Here is a 21672-nt window from a genome sequence, read left to right as displayed (position 1 = left end):
TCAAACCTCCGCAACCTGTGCTGTTGGTTTGAGCTCAGTCCCATCCTGCTGCTTTGCCGATTCTTTGGCTGTATTGGCTGTATTGGCTGTATTGGCTGTATTGGCTGTATTGGCTGTATTGGCTGTATTAGCTGTATTAGCATCACCCAGTGGTAGATACAGTTTGGCGCCCGAGGCCGCAAACTCGGCCGATTTTTGCGCCATGGCCGCCGCTAATTCATCTTGAGTTTTGACTCTGATCTGCTGGATTGCTTCGTTGCCAGATTGCCCTTGTTGAGCAGGGTTTATCGATGCAAGCGCTTCAGCGCTCTCAACATTTTGGCTTGACGAAGCCACTGACAACGTACCCGCCGCTAAACTTGCCGCATAGTCGCGCACATCTTGGGTGATCTTCATTGAGCAGAACTTAGGGCCACACATAGAGCAAAAATGCGCAACCTTAGCTGATTCCTGTGGCAGGGATTCATCGTGATAGGCACGGGCGGTATCAGGGTCAAGTCCCAGGTTATATTGGTCTTCCCAACGGAATTCAAAGCGCGCCTTGGATAATGCATTGTCGCGGATCTGCGCGCCCGGGTGGCCTTTTGCAATATCGGCCGCATGGGCGGCAATCTTGTAGGCAATCAGCCCTTGTTTGACGTCCTGCTTATTGGGTAGACCTAAGTGTTCTTTCGGCGTCACATAGCAGAGCATGGCGCAGCCATACCATGCGATCATCGCCGCACCTATCCCTGAGGTGAAATGATCGTAACCCGGTGCAATATCGGTAATTTGCGGCCCTAGGGTATAAAACGGCGCCTCGGCGCAGTGGATAAGCTGCTTTTCCATATTCTCTTTGATAAGCTGCATCGGGATGTGCCCAGGCCCTTCGATAATGGTCTGCACATCGTATTCCCAAGCGATTTTGACCAACTCGCCTAAGGTCTCAAGCTCGGCAAACTGCGCCTCATCATTGGCATCGGCAATCGAGCCTGGACGCATACCATCGCCTAATGACAGCGACACATCGTAGGCCACGCACAGCTCGCAAATCTCACGAAAATGGGTATAGAGGAAGTTTTCTTGATGGTGGCTCAAGCACCATTTGGCCATAATCGAGCCGCCGCGGGACACAATCCCAGTCACCCGTTTGGCGGTCATGGGTACATAGCGCAATAACACGCCCGCGTGAATGGTAAAGTAATCGACGCCCTGCTCCGCTTGCTCAATTAAAGTATCGCGAAACACTTCCCAGGTCAGGTGCTCAGCAACCCCATTCACTTTTTCCAATGCTTGATAAATCGGCACTGTGCCAATAGGCACTGGCGAGTTACGGATGATCCATTCGCGGGTTTCATGGATATAGCGCCCAGTGGACAAGTCCATCACAGTGTCCGCGCCCCAACGGGTTGACCAGACAAGCTTTTCGACTTCCTCCTCGATGGAGGACGTGACCGCCGAGTTACCGATATTGGCATTCACTTTCACTAAAAAGTTACGGCCAATAATCATAGGCTCGGCTTCTGGATGATTGATATTTAACGGAATAATAGCGCGGCCACGGGCAATTTCATCGCGGACAAATTCAGGGGTTATCGGTTTACCTATTACGGCGCCAAAGGATTCACCTTGGCCGCGGCGGTTTAAGATTTCATCCTGTACCTCGGCGAGCGCCATATTTTCCCGAATCGCCACATACTCCATTTCAGGGGTAATAATCCCTTGGCGGGCATAGTGTAATTGGCTCACGCGTTTACCCGGTAAGGCACGGCGAGGACGAACAATCGCACTTGAGCCGGCTTCGAACCGCAGATGATCGAGCCCATCATCCTTCAGACGTTGCTGGGTAAAATCTGAGGTTGCACAATCAAGCACTTCGGTATCTTGGCGCTCGATAATCCAAGGTAATCTGAGTTTGGCTAAACCTTGACGCACGTTAATTTGCGCAGCCGGATCGGAATAAGGACCAGCGCAGTCATACACAGGAATGGGAGGGTTTTTCTCGACTATGGGCGCAGTCGCAGTGCCGCCAATCCGCGTATCGGTTTGCAGAATTTGCCGCATCCCTACACGGAGATCCTCGCGGCTTCCCTGCAGATATAACTTTTGCGAATTAGGATGCTGTAATGGTTTAAGGGTATCGATAAAGGCTTGCGCTTGGGCGCGCGCCGCACGGCGGCTCGTTTGCCCTTGGGCATTAACGGCAATCGATTCTGAGGACGATTCTAAACTGGACATAAGCAATCTCACTTTAACAAATAAAAATGGGGTTGCTTGTCTGGAGACTTGAGTGTTGAAGCTGAGCCTTGCAAACCCTAAGCGGGTTTACGGACTCAATAACGACTAAATCGATGGGTTAATACAGGGCAAAAGGTGGCCGCTGATACGATTTAATGGATGTTATTATGCTTGTTTCCTTCGCAGGTTTTAACCTGATCAGGTTCAACGGATCCCGAATAAACGGTCTCAGCCAAGAGGCACTCCGACAAGATGGGCAAAAGTATAGGCAGAAGCGCAGCGAACAAACAAGCGTAATTTTAGGATAAAAATTAAATTAACAATCAAAAATAAAGAATTCATAATGCATTGTATTTAAATATTTTTAATTCAAATCCATCTTACAATCTATGATTTCTACTATTTTTGGTGAAAATTTATCATCACTATTTTTTAACCTTTTGGCCGCTTTACCATCATTTTATCGAGATGCGCCTTAATGGCATCATCAATTTCTAGGTTCATTTTCTTGCCACTGCAATCAAAGGGGAAACCTAAATTCTCGGCATAGGGATTAATTTGGGTGCCCACTTTGACGACCCGATAGCAGGTATCCCCTTTACGGACAATTCGATTAGGATCCAGTTCTAAATCCAAACTGCTGGGGCCGCTAAAATCGTCTGCATTGGGCACAATCAACACCTCCATCTCAGGGCTCATTTCAGACAAATTAGACCGTTTAGAGTAATGATTTGCCTGCTCTAACACTAAATCATCCAAGGCTTGCTCACGCTGGCGCTCAAAATAGCGCTGGGTAAATAATCCCACGCTCCCTGCCGCCCCGCCGCCGCTTTGCTCGTTTGACGCTGACGGCTCTGTACTGGCCGCTTGTGTCGAGCTTGATTGGATTTCTGCCTTTTGAGGTTTAACAGCCTCTTTTGCACTCTTCTGGGTTTGGCTTTGTGTTGGAGCGTTAGGTGTTGAGGCGTTAGGCGCTGATGTGTTCGGCACTGATGTGCTTGGTACTGATGCTTTTGATTCTGTTACTTTTGATGCTTTTACTTCTGATAATTGGGCGCTGACTTCAGGAGGTTTTGTAATCTGCTCAGTGGGTTTTGGCATCGATTTTACCGTATTAGGTGCTGAAGTTATTGGCTCGCGAGAAACCGCAGGCTCTTCCACAGAAGAATCTTTAGCCGAATCCACAGGAGCGGTTTGCGTTGGCGGCGCATAAATAAAATATGCCTTTAATGCTTTGGTTGCAGTTCGTGCATTGGCTGAAGTTGTTGTAAACGACAGCCCTAACTGCTCCGACTGGGTTCGCCATAAAAAAATTAGCAACAACAGCAGTAAACCATGGCCCAAGATGACCCAAAGCAATAACTTAAGATTGAAATAATGCGACCACTCTCGCCAACTTAAGCCTAAATTGGGTTGGAATGCGCTATCGCTCTCTCTTTGGTTAGCCTCACTCAAATTGAGGTTTATTGCACTGCCCAAAGGCTCTGCATGGGCGCTAAAAGCCGTAGCACAAAATGGCATCGCGGAGAATGCTACGATCTCGTCGTTTGTCACGCGGCGGTGCGCAACAAAACTGAGATCATCTTCTGGGGTAATAGTCGAACGAACAGGCAAAATCCATCCCTTAGTACTTTATGGACAAAGTACTTAACAAATCCATGATTACTACGGGGGATTAGAGAAAGCGCACCGCACAAAGTTCCAGGGCGTTGACATTAATCGGTCGTAAATAGGCACCATAATGTTGTACAACTAGATAAGAGCTCGCCTAAGTCTCAGTTGATAATGTTAACCCTAAAATAAATTAGCTTACACGTGTAAGCTAATTATGGCTTTCCAATTTACCAACTGATAGACTCAATCATTATCACCATCGAGTGGATCAACAGCATGCCAAGCCAGAGTTTGATAGAGCCGCAAATGAGTCATGAAAAACCCTTGAATATCAGTGGGTATAGCCTTAGTGAAGAGATAGCCAATAGCATAAGCCATGGCCTAGGGGTGATCGCGGGTATAGTAGGCTTAGTGTTTATGATCCTCAAAGGCGCCGACCATCTCACCAATATTCAGCTCACAGGTGTTATTATTTATGGTGCAAGCCTCATCCTGTTGTTTTTAAGTTCTACCCTGTATCACAGCGTGACGCATGTGGGCTGGAAACATAAACTCAAGATTGCCGATCATTGTGCCATTTACTGCTTAATTGCAGGCACCTATACCCCGCTGATGTTAATCAGCCTGCAAGGACAGCTTTCCACCATTATCCTCACGGCGATTTGGTCTTTGGCTATTGGTGGGATTTTATTTAAGACCTTGTTTATTCATCGCTTTAAAAAAATGAGCCTAGTGCTCTATTTAGTGATGGGTTGGCTGTGTGTGACTGTGATGGGCGATTTGACGGCGGCGATGTCACCGCTAGGATTTAAGCTTCTGCTATTGGGCGGGTTGTTTTACACCTTAGGGGTGATCTTCTATGTCGGTAAACGCATTCCGTACAATCACGCGATTTGGCATTTATTTGTATTGGCGGGCGCGATGAGCCATTTTTTTTGTATTTATTTAACCGTGATCTAACCGCTAAGACTGCCTTTCCTCACAAGCCATCCTTAGGATGGCTTTTTTATGTCTGCGCGTTGAGCCAATTTGACCATCAAGCATGGCTTTCTACAGCAACTCTTCAACGATTCGTTTAAGCAGAAAGGTTTCCCTGTCGATGGATTGCCCTTTATTGGCAAACGTCCGTAGGATCGCTTCATTATGGGCAATAGCCTGATGGATATTGATCCACTCTGGGCGCATCCCATTTTTTATCTCATGGGCTTCGAGTCTTGGCTCACCCAAGCCGCGTTCGCCAAGGCTCATATCGATTTCGCAAAGATAGCAGTAAGAGTCCATATGCATCACGTTTGCCCCCTCACGAAACCAGGAACGATATTCCTCATAACGGCCAAAGGGCGCTAACACTCTGGCGGCAATGGCGCCGGTTTCTTCCTGCAATTCGCGGATAAGTCCAACTTCGATACTCTCGCCCTTATCCACCCCACCGCCAGGCAAACCATAATCGCGATATTTCTGGGTATAGAGCAGCAAAATATCTTCCCCCGACAACACTATGGCACGGGCGGCTTGGCGATAAAAAATCTTCGCCTGTTTAAGATTGAGATTGGCAGCTTGGGTGGACTTCAATAAACGCATAATAAAACTCAAGATTAATGGCCTATTAGCATAAACCAACTCGGTGGATTTACAGAGCAAAACCGTTTTAACGCCAAGATGTAGCGCTCAATGGGCGCATGTTGGCCTATGAGGTTAACAATTCAGTTGCTGCAAAATGTGCTGATAGGCCGCCACAATTTGGGGTTTGTTGGGCATGCGATGCTCAGGAATACGCTGATAATGGCCGATGGTTTGGTCAAGATAACGCTTGGCCTGACGGGTTTTATCTGCATCTAACCCTTGCCACATGATTGAGCCCGTCGCACTTAAGGGCACAGCTTCAGTTGTTTTTGAGCTGGCATTCGTCTTTGATCTAGCATTTGCCTGCGTTAAATGCAGTATCTCGTAGAAACGTTGGTTTTCTTCGAGTAAATATTCCTCTTTAAGGGATAAGCCCAATTCCGCCAACGCGCTGCGCACATGGTAATTATGATGCACGGGACACAAAATAAATTCGAGCTGGCAGGCGCCTTGACTAAGGTCATGATTGCTCGAATCATTTCCACTGTGAGCATTACTTTGACTTTGCTGATTCGCCACAATGCTGCGAACCAATTCAACCAATAACTCACCACCGACACCCGCAATAATCACTAAGTGCTTGGCTTGCTTGCCGTATTGCGCCAGTGGCAAGGCCGCCACATCGAGGCAATGCACTTGCCATTCACTTTGGGCATGGGTGGTTTGCTCAGTTGCGGTTTGCTCAGTTGCATTTTGAGGGTTTGAGATAGGCAGCATAGGGAAAAACCTTGCTAACTCATGGCTGAGTTGCTGCATCAAGGGCGCGACACAATCGACAAAATGTACCTTAGGTGCGGCATTTCTTTGCAGTAACAACATGCCGAGTAAACCATGATCGCAGCAGCAGTCCCAGATATGATCGTATCCAGGCCCCACCATTCGATTGATCTGCTGTAATCGCTGACTGATTTTCACCACTCACTCCCCAACGCGTTGATATCGCTGCCCATATCGGCTTAAGTCTTAAGCCCCTTAAGCCCCTTAAGCACAATAAGAAAGCCAAGAAAGTCGCGCATTCTACCCGAGTCAGCAGTTAAAACCCATCTCTTTACGCCTTGCGTTCGGCCTGCCGCCAACCCGCTCGCTATGGTGAATACGTATGCAAAGCATTGCGAGCAAAAAGCCATCGCCACTAGTATGCATTGACCCATATACACTATAAAAACAAGGATCAGGGAATGTTCAGCAATCCTCTTACCCACGCACGCCACATCAACTCGCCAACGCCAAATCGCCGCCCTTGGACCGCCAGCCTATTCACGCCTAGCTTGCTCGCACTCAGCATTGGCAGCCTGCTCAGCACCAGTGCCACAGCACAGACCCTCAACCTGAGCTCCCCCGATAAGCAAATCGTCTTGAGTCTGAGTGATGATACGGGCCGTCCCGAATACCAAGTCCATTTTCATGGCAAATCGATTATCGAACCGAGCCGCTTAGGGTTAGTCTTTGCCTCATTGGGCGAATTAGGCCAAGGTCTACGCATTAAATCGAGCCACACCGCCAGCGCCGATGAAAAATGGCAGCAACCTTGGGGTGAACAAGAGTGGATAAAGGATCAACACAATCAACTGAGCGTGGTATTAACCGACGGTAAAATCGACTTAAACCTCGAGTTTAAAGCCTTTGACGATGGCATCGGCTTTCGTTATCACTTAGCGCCCCAAAACGCACTGCCGACCAATACGCCACTTGCCATTACCGATGAGCTCACCGAATTTAATATTGGCCAAAGTGATAAGGCCACCGCTTGGTGGATCCCTTCTCGGGGATGGAACCGCTACGAATATCTGTATCGCACCAGCGCGCTCAATCAGGTCGACCGAGCCCACACCCCTTTTACCTTTAAACTGGTCGATGGCACCCATTTAAGCATTCACGAGGCGGCGTTAGTAGATTTTGCCTCGATGACCCTAGATCAGCAGCGTGATGGCAAGCTCAAGGCCGATCTTACTCCTTGGTCAGATGGTATTCGGGTTAAAACCCAAGCGGGCTTTTATACCCCATGGCGCACGATTCAAATCGCCGACAAGGCCACGGGACTGCTTAATTCTCACCTTATACTCAACCTGAATGAACCCAATAAACTGGGGGATGTCTCTTGGGTTAAACCGGGCAAATATGTCGGCATTTGGTGGGGGATGCACCTCAATGAAAACACTTGGGGCTCGGGCCCAACACACGGCGCAACCACCAGCGAAACAGAGCGCTATATGGATTTCGCCGCCAAGTACCAGTTTGATGGCGTCTTGGTCGAAGGCTGGAACCAAGGTTGGGATGGCGATTGGTTCCATAATGGCGACCAATTCAGTTTTACCAAGGCCTATGATGATTTCGATTTACCCGCCATTACCGCCTACGGCGCGAAAAAAGGCGTGCGCCTGATTGGTCACCATGAGACCGCAGGCTCAGTGACCCATTACCGTAATCAAATGGATGATGCCTTCGCCCTGTATGAAAAACATGGCGTGACCCAAGTCAAAACCGGTTATGTGGCTGACGGCGGACAAATCAAACGCATCGATGAAAATGGCATCACCCGTCACGAATGGCACGATGGACAGTTTATGGTCGGTGAATATCTGCACAGTGTCACCGAAGCCGCAAAGCACCATATCAGCATCAACAGCCATGAGCCAATTAAAGATACCGGACTTCGCCGCACCTATCCGAACTGGCTTGCCCGCGAAGGCGCACGCGGACAGGAATACAATGCCTGGGGCAGCCCACCAAATAACCCAGAACACACTGCCATGCTGCCCTTTACCCGCATGCTGGCAGGGCCAATGGACTTTACCCCAGGGATTTTTGACTTAGCGCCTAAGGGTTTAGATACCGAAAACCGTGTGCAAACCACTTTGATGAAGCAGCTCGCCCTGTATGTGGTGCTCTATAGCCCAATCCAAATGGCCGCCGACTTGCCGCGCAATTACCAAAAACATCTAGATGCTTTCCAGTTTATCCGCAATGTACCAACAGACTGGTATCAAAGTATCGCACTGGCTGGCGAAGTGGGTGATTATGTGGTGTTTGCCCGTCAGGCCAAGGATCAACAGGATTGGTACTTAGGCGCGCTGACTGATGAAAATGCCCGTCAGGTTAAGGTCAAACTGGATTTCCTCGACCCAAATAAACGCTATCAAGCCCAGATTTATCGCGATGGTGCAAAAGCCGATTGGAAAACCAATCCCTATGATTATGTAATTGAAACCAAAGAGGTTAGCGCCAAGGATAGCCTGACATTACAGCTAGCCAACAGTGGCGGCACAGCGATCCGTTTTAAAGCGCTGTAACGACAAGCACTAACATGAACGCTTAAAAAACCCGAGCAATAGTCACCGAGAAGCCCTTCTTGGTGACTATTTTTATTATTGAGCCACTTCGTTACTTACTAAAGTTACTTGTTTAAGCTACTTTGTTTAAGTTCCTTTATTTTAGTCACTTAGTTTGCGTTACAGCGCCTAACAACCGTTGGCGGATTGCATGTGAGCTGTACCATTGCCCTCCACTACTGAGTCACACGCGACACGGATGCAAATTGCATTAAGTTAGCTTAAGCTAAACTCCCCCAATGCTTAATGGTGACGACCTTGCGATACACGGCTAATGAACTCGAAATGCGCAGTTTTAAGCGTTTCGAGACCCAATTTGCCCACTTAGGCTTTAATCATTTTCAAGCCATTGCCCCACTGCGCCCTTGGGTGCAGCGTTATTTTCATTTGCATGTCGCAGCGGATTTACCACAGCCAATCGAACAATGCTTCTATCCTGACGGCGGCACAAGCCTGCATTTCTATTTACCATCACCCGGCACTGGCGATACGCCTTTAGCGTATTTTTACTCGGGGCAGCAGCGTCATTATCACAGCTTCGCACCGGGTACCGAGCAAATTACGGTGCGTTTTCAGCCCGGTGGCGCATTCCATTTATTGGGTGTTGAGCTTGCCGCTATTCGCGCCAATACGACAGCAAACGTTATCGATGTGACCCAGTGGCCCATCGTGGGTTTAACGGCGCTCTTATACCAACTCGTCGACACACCACAGCCCTGCGAGCGTATCGCCCTCGTGGAACACTGGCTATTGCAACGAGCGAAGCAATTAGACTTAAGCTTATCGACGCGAATGAGTCTAGTCCCCGCAACCTTGCCTCGACTCATCCACACCCAAGCCAATTTAGACACGTTTTACGAGCAACTCCCCATGAGTCGGCGCCAATTTGAACGTAAATTTAAGCAGGAAACGGGTTTATCACCCGCGCAATTATTGCAGCTGAATCGAGTCAAAATCGCCCGCAACTTATTGAGCCAATCGCCATCCCTTAGCCTAGCGCAGGTGGCCTTCGATTGTGGATTTTACGATCAAGCCCACCTACACCAGCATTTTTTGCGGGTAATGCAGCAAACACCGGGGCAATATAAAAAACGCAAGATGTCGCAAATCTCCAATAAAACGCCCGATTAAGCCCTTAGATTGAAGCCTCAACTTACAGGAGGCTTTATGTCTGAACGAATTGCACGCCAACAGATTTACCAACTCCAACCCGAACTCGCCAAAGCACTCATTAGCCTAGATAAAGCGGCGGCTGACTCGGCGTTTTCACCATTATTGGTACATTTAGTTAAGCTTAGGGCATCGCAGCTCAATGGCTGCGCGTTTTGTCAGCGAATGCACGCCGAGGAAGCCAGAAGTGACGGTGAAACCCAGCGACGTTTAGATTTACTGGCCGCTTGGCACGAAGTCGATGATCTCTTTGCTCCACGGGAGCAAGCGGCGCTGCGCTGGACCGAAACCTTAACCCGCGTCGCCCAATCGCCGGTGTACGACAGTGAATATGCTGCGCTCGCCGAGCATTATTCTGAGAAGGAGATTGTGGATCTCACCAGCCTCATCATTGCCATTAATGGTTGGAACCGCATCGCGATCGCCTTCCATTTACAACCCATCTAGTGGCAGATAAATCGACAAATAAACAGGGCACCGAATCGGGTGCCCTGCTTGTTGATATCACTGTGTCGTTAGTTTAAGGTCAACGCGACAATTTTAAGTGGATGATTATCATCGAATGACGGGAAATCCTCATGGGGATCGAGCCAAGTGTGCTCAGTCACACCTCGGCCTTGTTTTTCAACGCAGCGTACTAGGCTGTCAAACCAATCTTGTCGGTCTACTTTGGCGACATTATTGCAACACACGATTGTGCCACCGGCCCTAGTTGATAATAAGGCGGGTTTAAATAACCCTTGGTAATCATTAACTAAATCGACAATTCCGAAGGCACTTTTGGCATAACGAGGAGGATCGAGGAACACCAGATCAAACTGGGTTTGCGGCAATTTAGGGTAACTCGGCAATTTTTGATTGCGACGTCCGCCCACATTTAAACCTGCTAATTGGCGCAGGGCCGGAAACGCATCGCTCTGCACAAATTCACATACCTCTGACACTTGGTTTAACTCGGCATTGGTTCGCCCAGCGGCGAGTGCAAAGGAGGAAAAGTCAACATTCACAACCCGTTCTGCACCGCCCATCGCAGCTGCGGTTCCAATACCACAGGTATAAGAAAACAAATTCAGCACGGTTTTATCTTGGCTGTGTGCCCGCACATATTCACGACCAATACGCATATCAAGAAATAGCAGCGGATCCTGTCCTTCGTGGCGCAGCTTAGTGGTGAATTTGATCCCATTTTCCTGCATCACCAACTCCGCACAGGCAATATCATCCAGCTCAGGGCTTAATGCATTGAGCACGCGGGAATGACCAGCGGAGCGATCGTTATACACCACAGGCAGAGCCACTTCTTGGGTGAGCACTTCCACAATTTCAGCTAATTCCGCAGCGGTTAAGGTTTGGTGAAAACTCTGCACTAACCAATTATCGCCGTAGCGATCGACATTCAAGCCACTGACACCTTCGACTGTGCCATGGAATACCCGAAAACAATCGGTATGGTCTTGTTCTGCTTGCAGTAAAAAATCATGGCGCTTGGCCAGAGCCGTCGATAACAGCGTTTGAATAGACATAAAAAGTGGGACTCATACAGCGGAAACCTGCGTAAGGTTTCGAGGGCAAAACGGCATAATACCAAACTAGGCCGCAGAATATCGGATAAATTCACCCTGCCTGTGCAAAAAATAGCCTTTAGCATCTTGGCTCGCCGCGATTGTTAACCCGCCTTTTAGCTTTAGTCGTTACCGTTAAATGCATGCTCAGACTAATTTATACCTTCCGTTTCGATGCAATTCAGCGAGTCCACTTTGGATAAGGCTTAAGCAGGCAGAGGGATCTTCTAATGGCAGCAGATGTCCATATCGCTGATCTTCTAAAAACACTGTGTCTGGCGCTAGCTGTTGCCAGCGCTGCCAAGTCGCTTCAGAAAAGAAAACTGACGGTTTCCCTCGGATGGCGACGCAGGGAAGCTTTAGCTGTTGCAATATCGATAATACATTCGGCGGTTGAGTGTAATTATGCGCTTCCCACTGTTTAGGAAACTTCAACGTGAACTGTCCATCAGTGTTTTGATAAACCCCGAATTGGGCTAAGGCGGCAAACGCCTCATCATCAAAGCGTTTGTATAGCTTACTCATTTTGCAATATTCAAGAAAATGCTCACGGCTTTCCCACATATCGCGCTTCTTTAAGGTGTTTTTTGCGGGCGCAGTAAAATTCATTAGTGATTTAGGCATCAGTTTGGCAAACCAAGCGATAGAGCGCGATACCATTGCGGGTTCAATAAGGACCAATGCCTTAAACAAATCGGGTCTTTTGCTGGCGGCAAGAATAGTACTGGTTGCTCCCATCGAATGGCCTATTCCCACAATTGGCTCACTGCAATGTTGTTCAATATGCGAGATCAAATCATCGGCATATAGCTGCCAATCTCGGCGCTTAGGCGGCAAACCAACATCGGGCCATGTCGGTCTTAACTCGAGTGCACTCAGGCTGAATGCTTGCTGCAACTTTGCTAATAAGGGCGCATAAACACCCAATGGAAACCCATTCGCATGGTAAAAATGCGCACCTTCGCCAGAGTCAGAAAAGGTCTTAAAAACCTTTGCCTGTTGTAATTCATTGCCAATTTTATCCATCAAATCCTACTTATTGCGTCCCGCTGTGCTAGTTAAGCGGGATGAAATTACCAAATCTCAGCATTTGGCACCTCTCGCTAAAGCGACGAAATCTAGCCTGCCGATATCAGCCTCTATGACTGACTTAAAGGCCATTAAATCACTTCAATCAACGGCTCTAAACCAGCAGCGGCTCGAGTGGGGACAAACTCCACCACCTCAAATTCGGCCACCTCTTCGATATAGAAGGGGTCGAGTTTGACAATGGCTTCAAGCTCGGCGCGATTATCCGCTTTGGCAAGGATCACTCCGCCCGTGCGGGGTACCTTACGGCCAGAGGCGATAAAGGTACCCTTGGCATAATATTCATCGAGATAGGCAATATGGGCCGCCAAATGAAGTTCCACATCGGCCAGCGGTTTTTTGTAGGTTAAGGTAATAACAAACATAGCGTTCCTTAAAGGCGTAATAACAAGCCAGAATGAATACTCGATTGCTCTTGCCACACACGTCAATGGCGGCAAGTCGCCAATAGTCAGTAAAGTCTGGCGACATAGTGATGCATTATGCGTTCGCTATCAATAGCCTATAAAGATGAGTCTGTTGATTAAACTGAAAGATGATCCATGTACTTACCCACTGATCTGAGTGGATTGAATGCATAGCCCCCCATCACAGCGCGAGTGATCCATGGAGCAAGGTTCTGAACTCCCCCCACCGATGTGAGAACTGGATAAATCGAGGGTTTAAACCCATCCACGCCTCACGTAAAATCCACACACTATTAGTTACAGGGCTGTTTCGATAGGGTTATCAAGGAATGATGAATACGTATGTAAGCGGTTGTGCGTCAATCAGCGCTGCGGCTACTATAAATTCGCTAGTTTCACCCTCTGCTTGTGGGGTTGAACACTGTGAGGTCGTTTCTGGTGGTTGCCTTTGAGGATAGCTGTCAGGCTTAGGTTCTTTTCTGCTATTGAGCATTTGCATCATTGAGTATGAAAATGAATTTATTGGCGAATATGCTTCTGAGGGAGAGGTATATTCGCCATTTTTTCACCCACACGGCCAAGCGCTGATGCACGTTTGGGAAGCTAGCACAACACGCGTAAAACTGAGCAAAGGCCATTGAATAGGCCACACATTATAACGATAAATGACTCAAGGCAGCCCCGCTGCCCGCTACTGAAGGGAAGTTGCATGTCCGCGGATCAACAAACGGTTACCCCATTAGAGAATTTCTCGCCCAAGGTGGCGCAGCGCGCCGTGCATAGGGTGCAACCCGAGCTGAATTTCTGGCAAATCTTCAATATGTGCTTCGGCTTTTTGGGGATCCAATTCGGTTTTGCGCTGCAAAATGCCAACGTCAGCCGAATTTTCCAAACCCTTGGCGCCTCTATCGATGATATTCCTATCCTGTGGATTGCCGCACCGTTAACCGGTCTGCTGGTTCAACCTATTATTGGTTATCTGAGCGATAACACTTGGGGGCGCTTAGGTCGCCGCCGGCCGTATTTTTTAATCGGCGCCATTTGTACGACTCTCGCCATTTTTGTGATGCCGCATTCCCCTACGTTGTGGATTGCCGCGGGCATGCTGTGGATTATGGATGCCTCAATCAATATCGCCATGGAACCCTTCCGTGCCTTTGTGGGGGATAATTTACCTCCCAAGCAGCGCACCCAAGGCTATGCTATGCAAAGCTTTTTTATCGGCATCGGCGCGGTTGTGGCCTCGGCCCTGCCCTATATTCTCAGTAACTTCTTTGCTGTCGCCAATACCGCGCCCGCGGGCGAAATAGCCGACTCGGTGCGTTATGCCTTCTATTTTGGGGGCGCCGTGCTGTTTCTTAGCGTGGCTTGGACTGTTGTGTCCACCAAAGAATATTCCCCCGATGAACTTGCCGCCTTCCATGGCAATGCTGACGCAGGCATAGATGAGCAACAACATCGCACACGCACCCACAAGAATTATCAATTTGCCGCTATCGTTTGGATGGCCGTAGGCGCACTACTGACGCTTGCGGTGTGGACACAGGATTTAGATAAGCAGCTGTATATTTTAACCTTAGGGATTTTTGCCTTTGGCCCATTGCAACTATACTGCGCCCTCCGTTTAGGCAAATCAGCGCCCTCACAGCGCGCGCAACTGGGCATTGTCTTTAATGTGGTCGATGATTTATTCCATATGCCTAAGGCCATGCATCAGTTAGCCATAGTGCAGTTTTTCTCTTGGTTCGCGCTCTTTGCGATGTGGATTTACACCACCTCAGCGGTGACGTCCTACCATTTTGGCAGCAGCGATGTGTTGTCTAAGGCCTATAACGATGGTGCCGATTGGGTGGGCGTACTGTTCGCCTCCTACAATGGATTTTCGGCCATTGCGGCCCTGTTTATCCCACTGCTTGCTAAACGCATCGGCATCAAACTGACTCACACCTTTAATATGTTCTGCGGCGGGTTTGGGTTGATCAGTTTCTATTTTATCAAAGATCCCAGTCTGTTATGGCTACCCATGATTGGCGTAGGTATCGCCTGGGCCTCGATTCTCTCCGTGCCCTACGCCATGTTATCTGGCGCCTTGCCGCCGAAAAAGATGGGCGTGTATATGGGGATTTTTAACTTCTTTATCGTGATCCCACAGCTGCTCGCAGCCAGTGTTTTAGGCTTAATTCTTAATGGATTATTTGATGGTCAGCCCATCTATGCCCTGATCACTGGCGGCGTCCTGATGCTCTGCGCTGGGATTGCCGTGCTCTTTGTTGAGCAACCGAATACTCAGCACTCTCAAGCGTAAATCGCAGATCCTACAACTCGGCCCCCTTGGCGTTTTAGCAACTAAACGCCAAGACGCATGGCCACATAGCTTACAACAAGAATAAATCGCAATTAGCACCATCTATAGATTGGGGAGATTTTGATAAATATGGCATCGACAACAGTACCTTCGCAGCAAGCTCGCAGCTTTTCAGACCGCTGTAACTTAAGCCGTAAGCCGATTGCGCTCGCAATTGCCGCAAGCCTTATCGGCGTTGCCAGTTTAACGGGCTACTCACCCTCGGCCCCCAATGCAGATACATCAACACCAACCGTCACCAAAGCCACCGACGCACAAATAGCCCCCGGCGCCCCCGGCAAAGCCCCAACTTGGGCGTTTTCCGGCAAAACCGGTATCGGCACCTCCTATGAGCCTTATACTCAGGGGCAATACCAAGACAGCATCCAAAATCCCATTAGCCGAGTGTGGTTCTCCGTCGCACAGGGGATTTTAACCGAGACCATGTACGGCCTTATTCACAACGCTCAGCTCAAAGAGTTGCAATTTGTGATCACAGGCAATGGCTTTGTCGATACCGAAAAAGACAACACTATCAGTAGCATTGAATACTTAGATACCGATGCCAATGGCCGCCCACAATCCTTGGCCTATAAGATTATCAATCGCGATGTTGAAGGTAAGTATCAGATAGAAAAACATATCTTTACCGATCCCGACCGCGATACGCTGATGATGCGCGTGACGTTTACCGCCTTTGAAGCAGGCATCACACCGCATTTATACGTTAACCCCCATATCGATAATGCGGGCGCGAATGATATTGGCAGAATCGATCATCAAGCCCTTATCGCTCGCACCGCTGACCCACACAGCAGCGTAATGACAGTGAAATCGGATATCGATTTTACGCAGGCGACTACGGGCTTTGTCGGTGTATCCGACGGTTTGACCGATTTAGCCGATAACGGCAAGCTCGATACCCTGTATCAGGCCACCAGCAGCGCCGAAAAGCCTACTCAAGGCAACATTGCTTTTACCGCCAGTTATCCTGCACTCCAAGCGAATCAACCTCTTAATGTGAATTTGGCGATTGGTTTTGGCCATGATGAAGCCAGCAGTTTAGCCAATGCCAACGCCAGCTTAACGGCGGGGTATGACGCTGTGCTGAGCCAATACAACGCCGGTTGGCACAGTTATTTACAATCGCTACCCGCGATGCCTGATATGGCGCAAAGCACCACAGATAATGGCAAGCTGCTGTATACCAGTGCCATGGTACTTAAGGCGCAGGAAGATAAAACCTACGCGGGCGCCCTTATCGCGTCGCTTTCTAATCCTTGGGGCGATACTGTCCCTGCTGTCACACCCAGCACGGGTTACAAAGCCGTTTGGCCCCGTGACTTTTACCAGTGCGCCATGGCATTTCTCGCCATGGGCGATACGCAAACGCCTAAAGTCGCCTTTGAGTACCTTAAAAAGGTGCAAGTGAGTGACAAAACTCCAGGCTATAGCGGCACGCCCGGTTGGTTTTTACAAAAGACTCATGTGGATGGCCAAATCGAATGGGTGGGCGTACAGCTCGACCAAACGGCGATGCCGATCATGCTCGGCTGGAAACTCTGGCAGGCAGGCGTGCTGAGTCAAGCGGAACTGAGCCATTGGTATCAAGAGATGCTAAAAGCCGCGGCGGACTTTTTAGTTAGCGGCGGTGAGGTGAATCTTGACTGGAATCACACGCAAATTACGCCACCGAAAACCCAGCAAGAACGTTGGGAAGAACAAGCTGGTTATTCGCCTTCCACCACGGCCGCAGTGATCGCAGGCTTAGTGGCCGCGAGTGATATTGCCAAGGCAGTAAACGATAGCGATGCCAGTCAGCGTTATCTCGCAACCGCCAAAATGCTTAATCAACAACTTGAAAAACACTTAGTGACGACTCAAGGTTTGCTTACCGATAGCCAAGGCATTAAAGCGCCTTATTATCTGCGATTAAGCCCCAACGGTGAGCCAAACACCGCCGAGCAACTCGCCGCCAATAATGGTCGTGCGGGATTAGATCAACGTCAGATCCTCGATGGCGGCTTTTTAGAGTTGGTGCGCTACGGCGTGCGTGGCGCCACCGATAAGCTGATTAATCAAAGCCTAACGCTGGTGGATAATACTGAGCTTGAGGACAATTTACGCCTCAAATACAACTTTACTGCAAAAGATGGCAGCAGTGTTCCTGGGTTTAGACGATACGGTAACGATGGCTACGGTGAAGATACCCTCACTGGTGCAAACTACGCCGAATCAGGCAGTAATAGCGACAACCAACGCGGCCGCGTCTGGCCCTTCTTCACCGGTGAGCGTGGCCATTTTGAATTGGCCCTCGCCAGCGCGAAGGGAGAGCTAAGCGGTGCTCACGCGCAGCAAACCAAACAGCAGCTTATCAATACCTATGTGCAAGGGATGGAAACCTTCGCCAACGCGGGTCTAATGCTCCCCGAACAAGCGTGGGACGGTGTGGGTAACGCCACACGTTACCAATATCAACTCGGCCAAGGCACTAACTCCGCCACCCCGCTCGCCTGGACCCACGCTGAATATATCAAGCTGGTGCGTTCAATGAGCGATGGTCGAGTCTGGGATAACTACCCTATCGTCCCAGAAGCGTTGAAATAGTTTTTAAGGCTGATACCAATGAATAAAGCCCGCAAAACCTCAGTTTTGCGGGCTTTATGATCACAAGTGGCATATCATTCAGCACCGAATTAATTCCTTCAATTCGCCCACATCATCCATTTATGCACAGTAAAGGTATTCTCTGATTTTTACGTGAATACTTGTTTTTATTGCAGTTGTTTAAATAAAAAATTGACTTACAGAAGCTGGCTCAAATGTTAATCTATTTGCGATTTTGTTAATTTATCGAAAAGTGGAGTTTTGATGAAACATTTAAAAACCGCAATCAAATGGATTTTGCTCACGCTATTCTTGGTGCCAGTGAGTCTTTATCTGATCCTTGTCGCCATCAACATGAAAGATAGCCCAGCTTCAGAGCAGGCTAAAGCCTACCTAGACGAAATTCAAAAGAGTGATAAGGCATTAGCGAATAACCAAGCTCAGAATGCCTATCTCTATGCGCTGGGCTTTGATGTGAATAGTGGTACCTCACCGATGGATGCCGGGATTTCTCGACTCAAAACCATACAACAGCTTGGCATTTTGGAGCGTTCCCCAACGCTAAACACAACGCGTATAGATAAACCGCAAACACCATTCAACGAGTGCATTAATCGTGATGACTTTTTGTCCAGTTGTCTCCCTGTACTGACAGAACAAACGCCTTTTGACGAACTCCTCGTAACAAACGCCGAATTAATCGCGCGTTATAAAACATTAATTCAGTTAGATACTTGGCAAGAAGGCAGCCAATTTAATGTCTTTTTGTCTTCTCCGTCACTTTCACATCTGCTCACGGCACAAAAACTCTACTTCATCGATTTACTGGCTCACGCTCAAACCATGTCTGCGCAGCAGATTGCCGATGTGATTAATCAAGATATGTTGTTTTGGCAACGCGTAGCCGCCAACACCCATGTGCTGCTAATAAAAACCGTTAGTCAAAACGGCATCACAACAAATATGAAATTTGGCGAATTAGTCTTGAAGCAATTACCACACGCTCAACTCAACAGCGCTATTCCCGTTAGCTGGCAAATGCCTATTCCGTCAGCGGTGATGTCGTTTGATAGCACGAAAGCGGGAGAATGGTATTACTTTACAGGCATGACCAAAGCATTACAGACAATTGATGATGAAGATATCAGCACAACAGTGACGCAATGGTTACTGACGCCGTTAATGCAACCTCAAGACACAGCGAATCGCTACGCGGCAATTTTAGATGGTACAACACCTCTGCAAGATTGCCCCGCCCATTTGTCTATCGCTGTCGTCGGCCAGTTTATGTATAACCCGCTAGGTAAATTTGTCCTCTGCTCGAGCATTCCACCATTAGACCGCTATCAACAAGGTTTGAATGAGCTTGAGCCACAAAGAGTCCAACTCATCACTAGACTGCTGTAGGCCCGTGGCTTAGGGCTGTGGCTTGCACGCTTTTTTGGGCGTATTCCTGAGGCGTGCAACCAAATAGGGCTTTAAATGCTGCGCTAAAGCTACTGACACTCAAATACCCCAGACTATGGGCCACGCCCGTCGTGCTCTCCCCTTGGGTTAACCGCTCAAGGGAGTTGAGTAATCGGTACCTTTGGCGCCATTGTCTATAGGTCTGTCCGGTTTCGGCTTTAAAGAGTCGTTCTATGGTTCTGATACTCGCCCCCGCGCCTTGGGCTAATTCGGCCAAGGTATATTCCGCCTGCGGTTTTTTGATCAACAGTTGGATCACTCGGCCAAGACGCGGATCCGAGCCCGCATTCAAATAGGTATTCACACTGTCGAGTGTATCTAGCTCGTCAATGGCACTTAAACCCAAGCGGAAATACTTTGCGGGTTCCATCGAGGTGCTTTGACATAGCTTCAGCACCATTTCCCGCATTAGCGGCGTCATGGTAACCATCACCACCTGCGTGTCCTGCACTCTTACGCGATAACTGGGATCAATATACAAGTTGCGAAGATGGGCATGGGTTTCACAGTTAATTTGATGCCGGCAACCACTGGGGAGCCACACGGCATGGGTCGATGGCACCACCCAAACCGCATTGTCGCTCTGTACCCGTAAAATCCCTTTTGCCGCCCAAAGTAACTGCCCCCGAGGGTGAGAATGGGGTTCAACGCCCATTTCGGCCTCGAGATTGCGCGCATTACTCAATACGGGACGATTTGCGTCTAACGTGAACGCAAATTGGCTGGGCGCCAACATTGTCGCTTTGGAAATAACATCTGACACGTTGCCACCTTAAAACGCCATATCAACTGGGCTATCTTAGGCCGCAATATCAATGCCCGCAATATTAAGGTGATCCCCTATGGATAAGTTAAGTATTAAAAAATGGTTGATCTTTAGCGCCATGCTCGTCGCCGTTTTGTTGGCTATGTTTCCACTCAAGCAGCATCCCACCCTTTTTTCCTACAGCGCATCGGTCGTACTCATCACCCTGCTGTTTTGGAGCACGGGTTTTATTCCGCCCTTTATGGCTGGGCTGATCTTTTTTGCCCTGGCCACCATTTTCAAGCTGATCGATCCCAGTGCGTTGTTCTCGGGATTCGGTTCGGCGGCGGTGTGGTTAATTATCTCTGGCTTTGTCATTGGTAGCGCCATTTCAGAGTCGGGATTAAGTCGCCGCCTCGCCGCCCTTATCGCCCCCGCGTTAACCATGAGTTATCCACGCATGATTGCAGGATTGGTCATCAGCGCGATGCTATTGGGATTTGTGATGCCATCCTCCGTGGGGCGCGCGGTTGTGATGCTGCCCATCGGCATGGCCTTGGCCGAGCAGCTCGGGTTTAGCCGTGGCAGCAATGGTAGAATAGGCATAGCCACCGCCCTAGCACTCGCCTGTAATATGCCAAGCCTTGCGGTACTGCCCGCCAATATTCCAAATATGATTTTGGCTGGTGCGAGTGAAAATCTGTTTAACGTGCATTTTGGCTATGCAGAATATCTGTTTCTGCACTTTCCGATTTTGGGTCTGCTCAAATCGGCCATCATAGTGGCACTCGTGGTGTATTTGTTTCCGGCCAAGATAGATAAAACCCAGATGGCGGCAGCGACGGATATCGAAGCGTATGACGTGGTCAAGCAAGTTAAACTCGGGGTGTTACTCATCATCACCCTGTTATTTTGGATAACTGACTCATGGCACGGGATCAATCCTGCATGGGTGGGGCTAACGACCGCGATTATCCTCTTACTGCCGAAATGGGGCATTATTGAACCAAAGCGTTTTAATCAGTCAGTTGATTTTTCAACGGTTATCTTTGTTGCCGCTGCACTCGGGCTAGGCGTCTTAGTCAATCAATCTGGGCTTGGCAGCGAACTCGGTCAAGTATTCAGCCAATACCTTCCCTTGTCACAAGGCGCCTCTTTCCTCAACTTTATGTCCTTATCACTGATATCGACCTTAACCGGATTAGTGGCAACCGTGCCTGGTGTGCCTACGGTATTAACCCCGATGGCTGCCGACTTGGCGAATGCGACAGGGTTTTCTCTCCCTGCAGTTTTGATGACCCAAGTGATCGGCTTTTCGACGGTGATTTTCCCCTATCAAGCGCCGCCGCTGATTTTGGCGATGCAATTATCTCAGGAGTCCCTCGCCCATCTGCTGAAAGTCACCTTACCCTTAGCGCTGATCACCTTACTAGTGCTGATGCCGCTGGACTACCTCTGGTGGCAGTTATTGGGCTGGATAAGCTAACACGCATCAAAC

Annotated in this window: 16 protein-coding genes and 1 riboswitch; of the genes, 8 read left to right on the top strand and 8 right to left on the bottom strand. The window is 48.9% G+C overall.

What is annotated here, in order from left to right:
- Both thiC and L2713_RS18725 read right to left on the bottom strand, forming a co-directional pair.
- Entirely contained in the window at nt 1-2217 is a 2217-nt protein-coding gene (thiC, locus tag L2713_RS18730; protein WP_248968929.1) for a phosphomethylpyrimidine synthase ThiC, read from the bottom strand.
- Between the two features lie 158 nt (nt 2218-2375).
- A riboswitch (TPP riboswitch) is annotated at nt 2376-2474 on the bottom strand.
- Nucleotides 2475-2649: 175 nt separating this feature from the next.
- Nucleotides 2650-3831, bottom strand: coding sequence for a prolipoprotein diacylglyceryl transferase (locus tag L2713_RS18725; RefSeq protein ID WP_248968928.1), 1182 nt, complete (start codon nt 3829-3831; stop codon nt 2650-2652).
- Between the two features lie 276 nt (nt 3832-4107).
- Between L2713_RS18725 and trhA the strand changes: the two genes are divergently transcribed.
- Entirely contained in the window at nt 4108-4791 is a 684-nt protein-coding gene (gene trhA / locus L2713_RS18720; protein WP_248968927.1) for a PAQR family membrane homeostasis protein TrhA, read from the top strand.
- 90 nt (nt 4792-4881) lie between these two features.
- Here the strand turns inward: trhA and L2713_RS18715 are convergent, their stop codons facing one another.
- Nucleotides 4882-5412, bottom strand: coding sequence for an NUDIX hydrolase (locus L2713_RS18715; RefSeq protein WP_086903475.1), 531 nt, complete (start codon nt 5410-5412; stop codon nt 4882-4884).
- Between the two features lie 114 nt (nt 5413-5526).
- Nucleotides 5527-6369 (bottom strand): tRNA (adenine(22)-N(1))-methyltransferase, encoded by an 843-nt coding sequence (locus tag L2713_RS18710; RefSeq protein WP_248968926.1) that lies wholly within the window; start codon nt 6367-6369, stop codon nt 5527-5529.
- A gap of 263 nt (nt 6370-6632) precedes the next feature.
- Between L2713_RS18710 and L2713_RS18705 the strand changes: the two genes are divergently transcribed.
- The 3 genes from L2713_RS18705 to L2713_RS18695 all read left to right on the top strand — a co-directional run bounded on the left by L2713_RS18705 (nt 6633) and on the right by L2713_RS18695 (nt 10400).
- Complete coding sequence (locus L2713_RS18705; protein ID WP_248968925.1) at nt 6633-8744, top strand: glycoside hydrolase family 97 protein; 2112 nt, start codon at nt 6633-6635, stop codon at nt 8742-8744.
- A gap of 285 nt (nt 8745-9029) precedes the next feature.
- Nucleotides 9030-9914, top strand: a complete 885-nt coding sequence (locus L2713_RS18700; RefSeq protein WP_248968924.1) for a helix-turn-helix domain-containing protein — start codon at nt 9030-9032, stop codon at nt 9912-9914.
- Nucleotides 9915-9950: 36 nt separating this feature from the next.
- Entirely contained in the window at nt 9951-10400 is a 450-nt protein-coding gene (locus L2713_RS18695) for a carboxymuconolactone decarboxylase family protein (RefSeq protein ID WP_248968923.1), read from the top strand.
- Nucleotides 10401-10468: 68 nt separating this feature from the next.
- Here L2713_RS18695 and L2713_RS18690 read toward each other — a convergent pair whose 3' ends face one another.
- The 3 genes from L2713_RS18690 to L2713_RS18680 all read right to left on the bottom strand — a co-directional run bounded on the left by L2713_RS18690 (nt 10469) and on the right by L2713_RS18680 (nt 12969).
- Complete coding sequence (locus L2713_RS18690) at nt 10469-11476, bottom strand: class I SAM-dependent rRNA methyltransferase (protein ID WP_248968922.1); 1008 nt, start codon at nt 11474-11476, stop codon at nt 10469-10471.
- A 186-nt stretch (nt 11477-11662) separates the two neighbouring features.
- Nucleotides 11663-12541, bottom strand: a complete 879-nt coding sequence (locus tag L2713_RS18685) for an alpha/beta fold hydrolase (protein ID WP_248968921.1) — start codon at nt 12539-12541, stop codon at nt 11663-11665.
- A 134-nt stretch (nt 12542-12675) separates the two neighbouring features.
- Nucleotides 12676-12969, bottom strand: a complete 294-nt coding sequence (locus L2713_RS18680; RefSeq protein WP_086903480.1) for a YciI family protein — start codon at nt 12967-12969, stop codon at nt 12676-12678.
- 751 nt (nt 12970-13720) lie between these two features.
- On the opposite strand from L2713_RS18680, the gene L2713_RS18675 reads away from it, so the two are divergent.
- The 3 genes from L2713_RS18675 (at nt 13721) to L2713_RS18665 (ending at nt 19369) form a co-directional block, all read left to right on the top strand.
- Nucleotides 13721-15316 carry an MFS transporter gene (locus L2713_RS18675; RefSeq protein WP_248968920.1) on the top strand — a complete coding sequence of 532 codons (1596 nt, stop codon included), beginning with the start codon at nt 13721-13723 and terminating at the stop codon, nt 15314-15316.
- A 129-nt stretch (nt 15317-15445) separates the two neighbouring features.
- Nucleotides 15446-17962 carry a glucan 1,4-alpha-glucosidase gene (locus L2713_RS18670; RefSeq protein WP_248968919.1) on the top strand — a complete coding sequence of 839 codons (2517 nt, stop codon included), beginning with the start codon at nt 15446-15448 and terminating at the stop codon, nt 17960-17962.
- Nucleotides 17963-18226: 264 nt separating this feature from the next.
- The gene (locus L2713_RS18665; RefSeq protein WP_248968918.1) at nt 18227-19369 is read left to right on the top strand and encodes a hypothetical protein; all 1143 of its coding nucleotides are present in this window, start codon (nt 18227-18229) and stop codon (nt 19367-19369) included.
- Here the strand turns inward: L2713_RS18665 and L2713_RS18660 are convergent.
- Nucleotides 19356-20192: an AraC family transcriptional regulator gene (locus L2713_RS18660; RefSeq protein WP_248968917.1), complete on the bottom strand. Its 837-nt coding sequence runs from the start codon at nt 20190-20192 to the stop codon at nt 19356-19358. The two genes, L2713_RS18665 and L2713_RS18660, sit on opposite strands and share 14 nt — an antisense overlap.
- Nucleotides 20193-20271: 79 nt before the next feature.
- Between L2713_RS18660 and L2713_RS18655 the strand changes: the two genes are divergently transcribed.
- Nucleotides 20272-21660 (top strand): SLC13 family permease, encoded by a 1389-nt coding sequence (locus L2713_RS18655; RefSeq protein WP_248968916.1) that lies wholly within the window; start codon nt 20272-20274, stop codon nt 21658-21660.
- The last annotated feature ends 12 nt before the right edge of the window (nt 21661-21672 follow it).

The sequence above is a fragment of the Shewanella seohaensis genome (assembly GCF_023283775.1).
In the GTDB taxonomy this organism is placed as follows: Bacteria; Pseudomonadota; Gammaproteobacteria; order Enterobacterales; family Shewanellaceae; genus Shewanella; species Shewanella seohaensis.
Note: the sequence above shows the minus strand (reverse complement) of the source record. Positions and strands in the feature narration are given on the sequence as shown.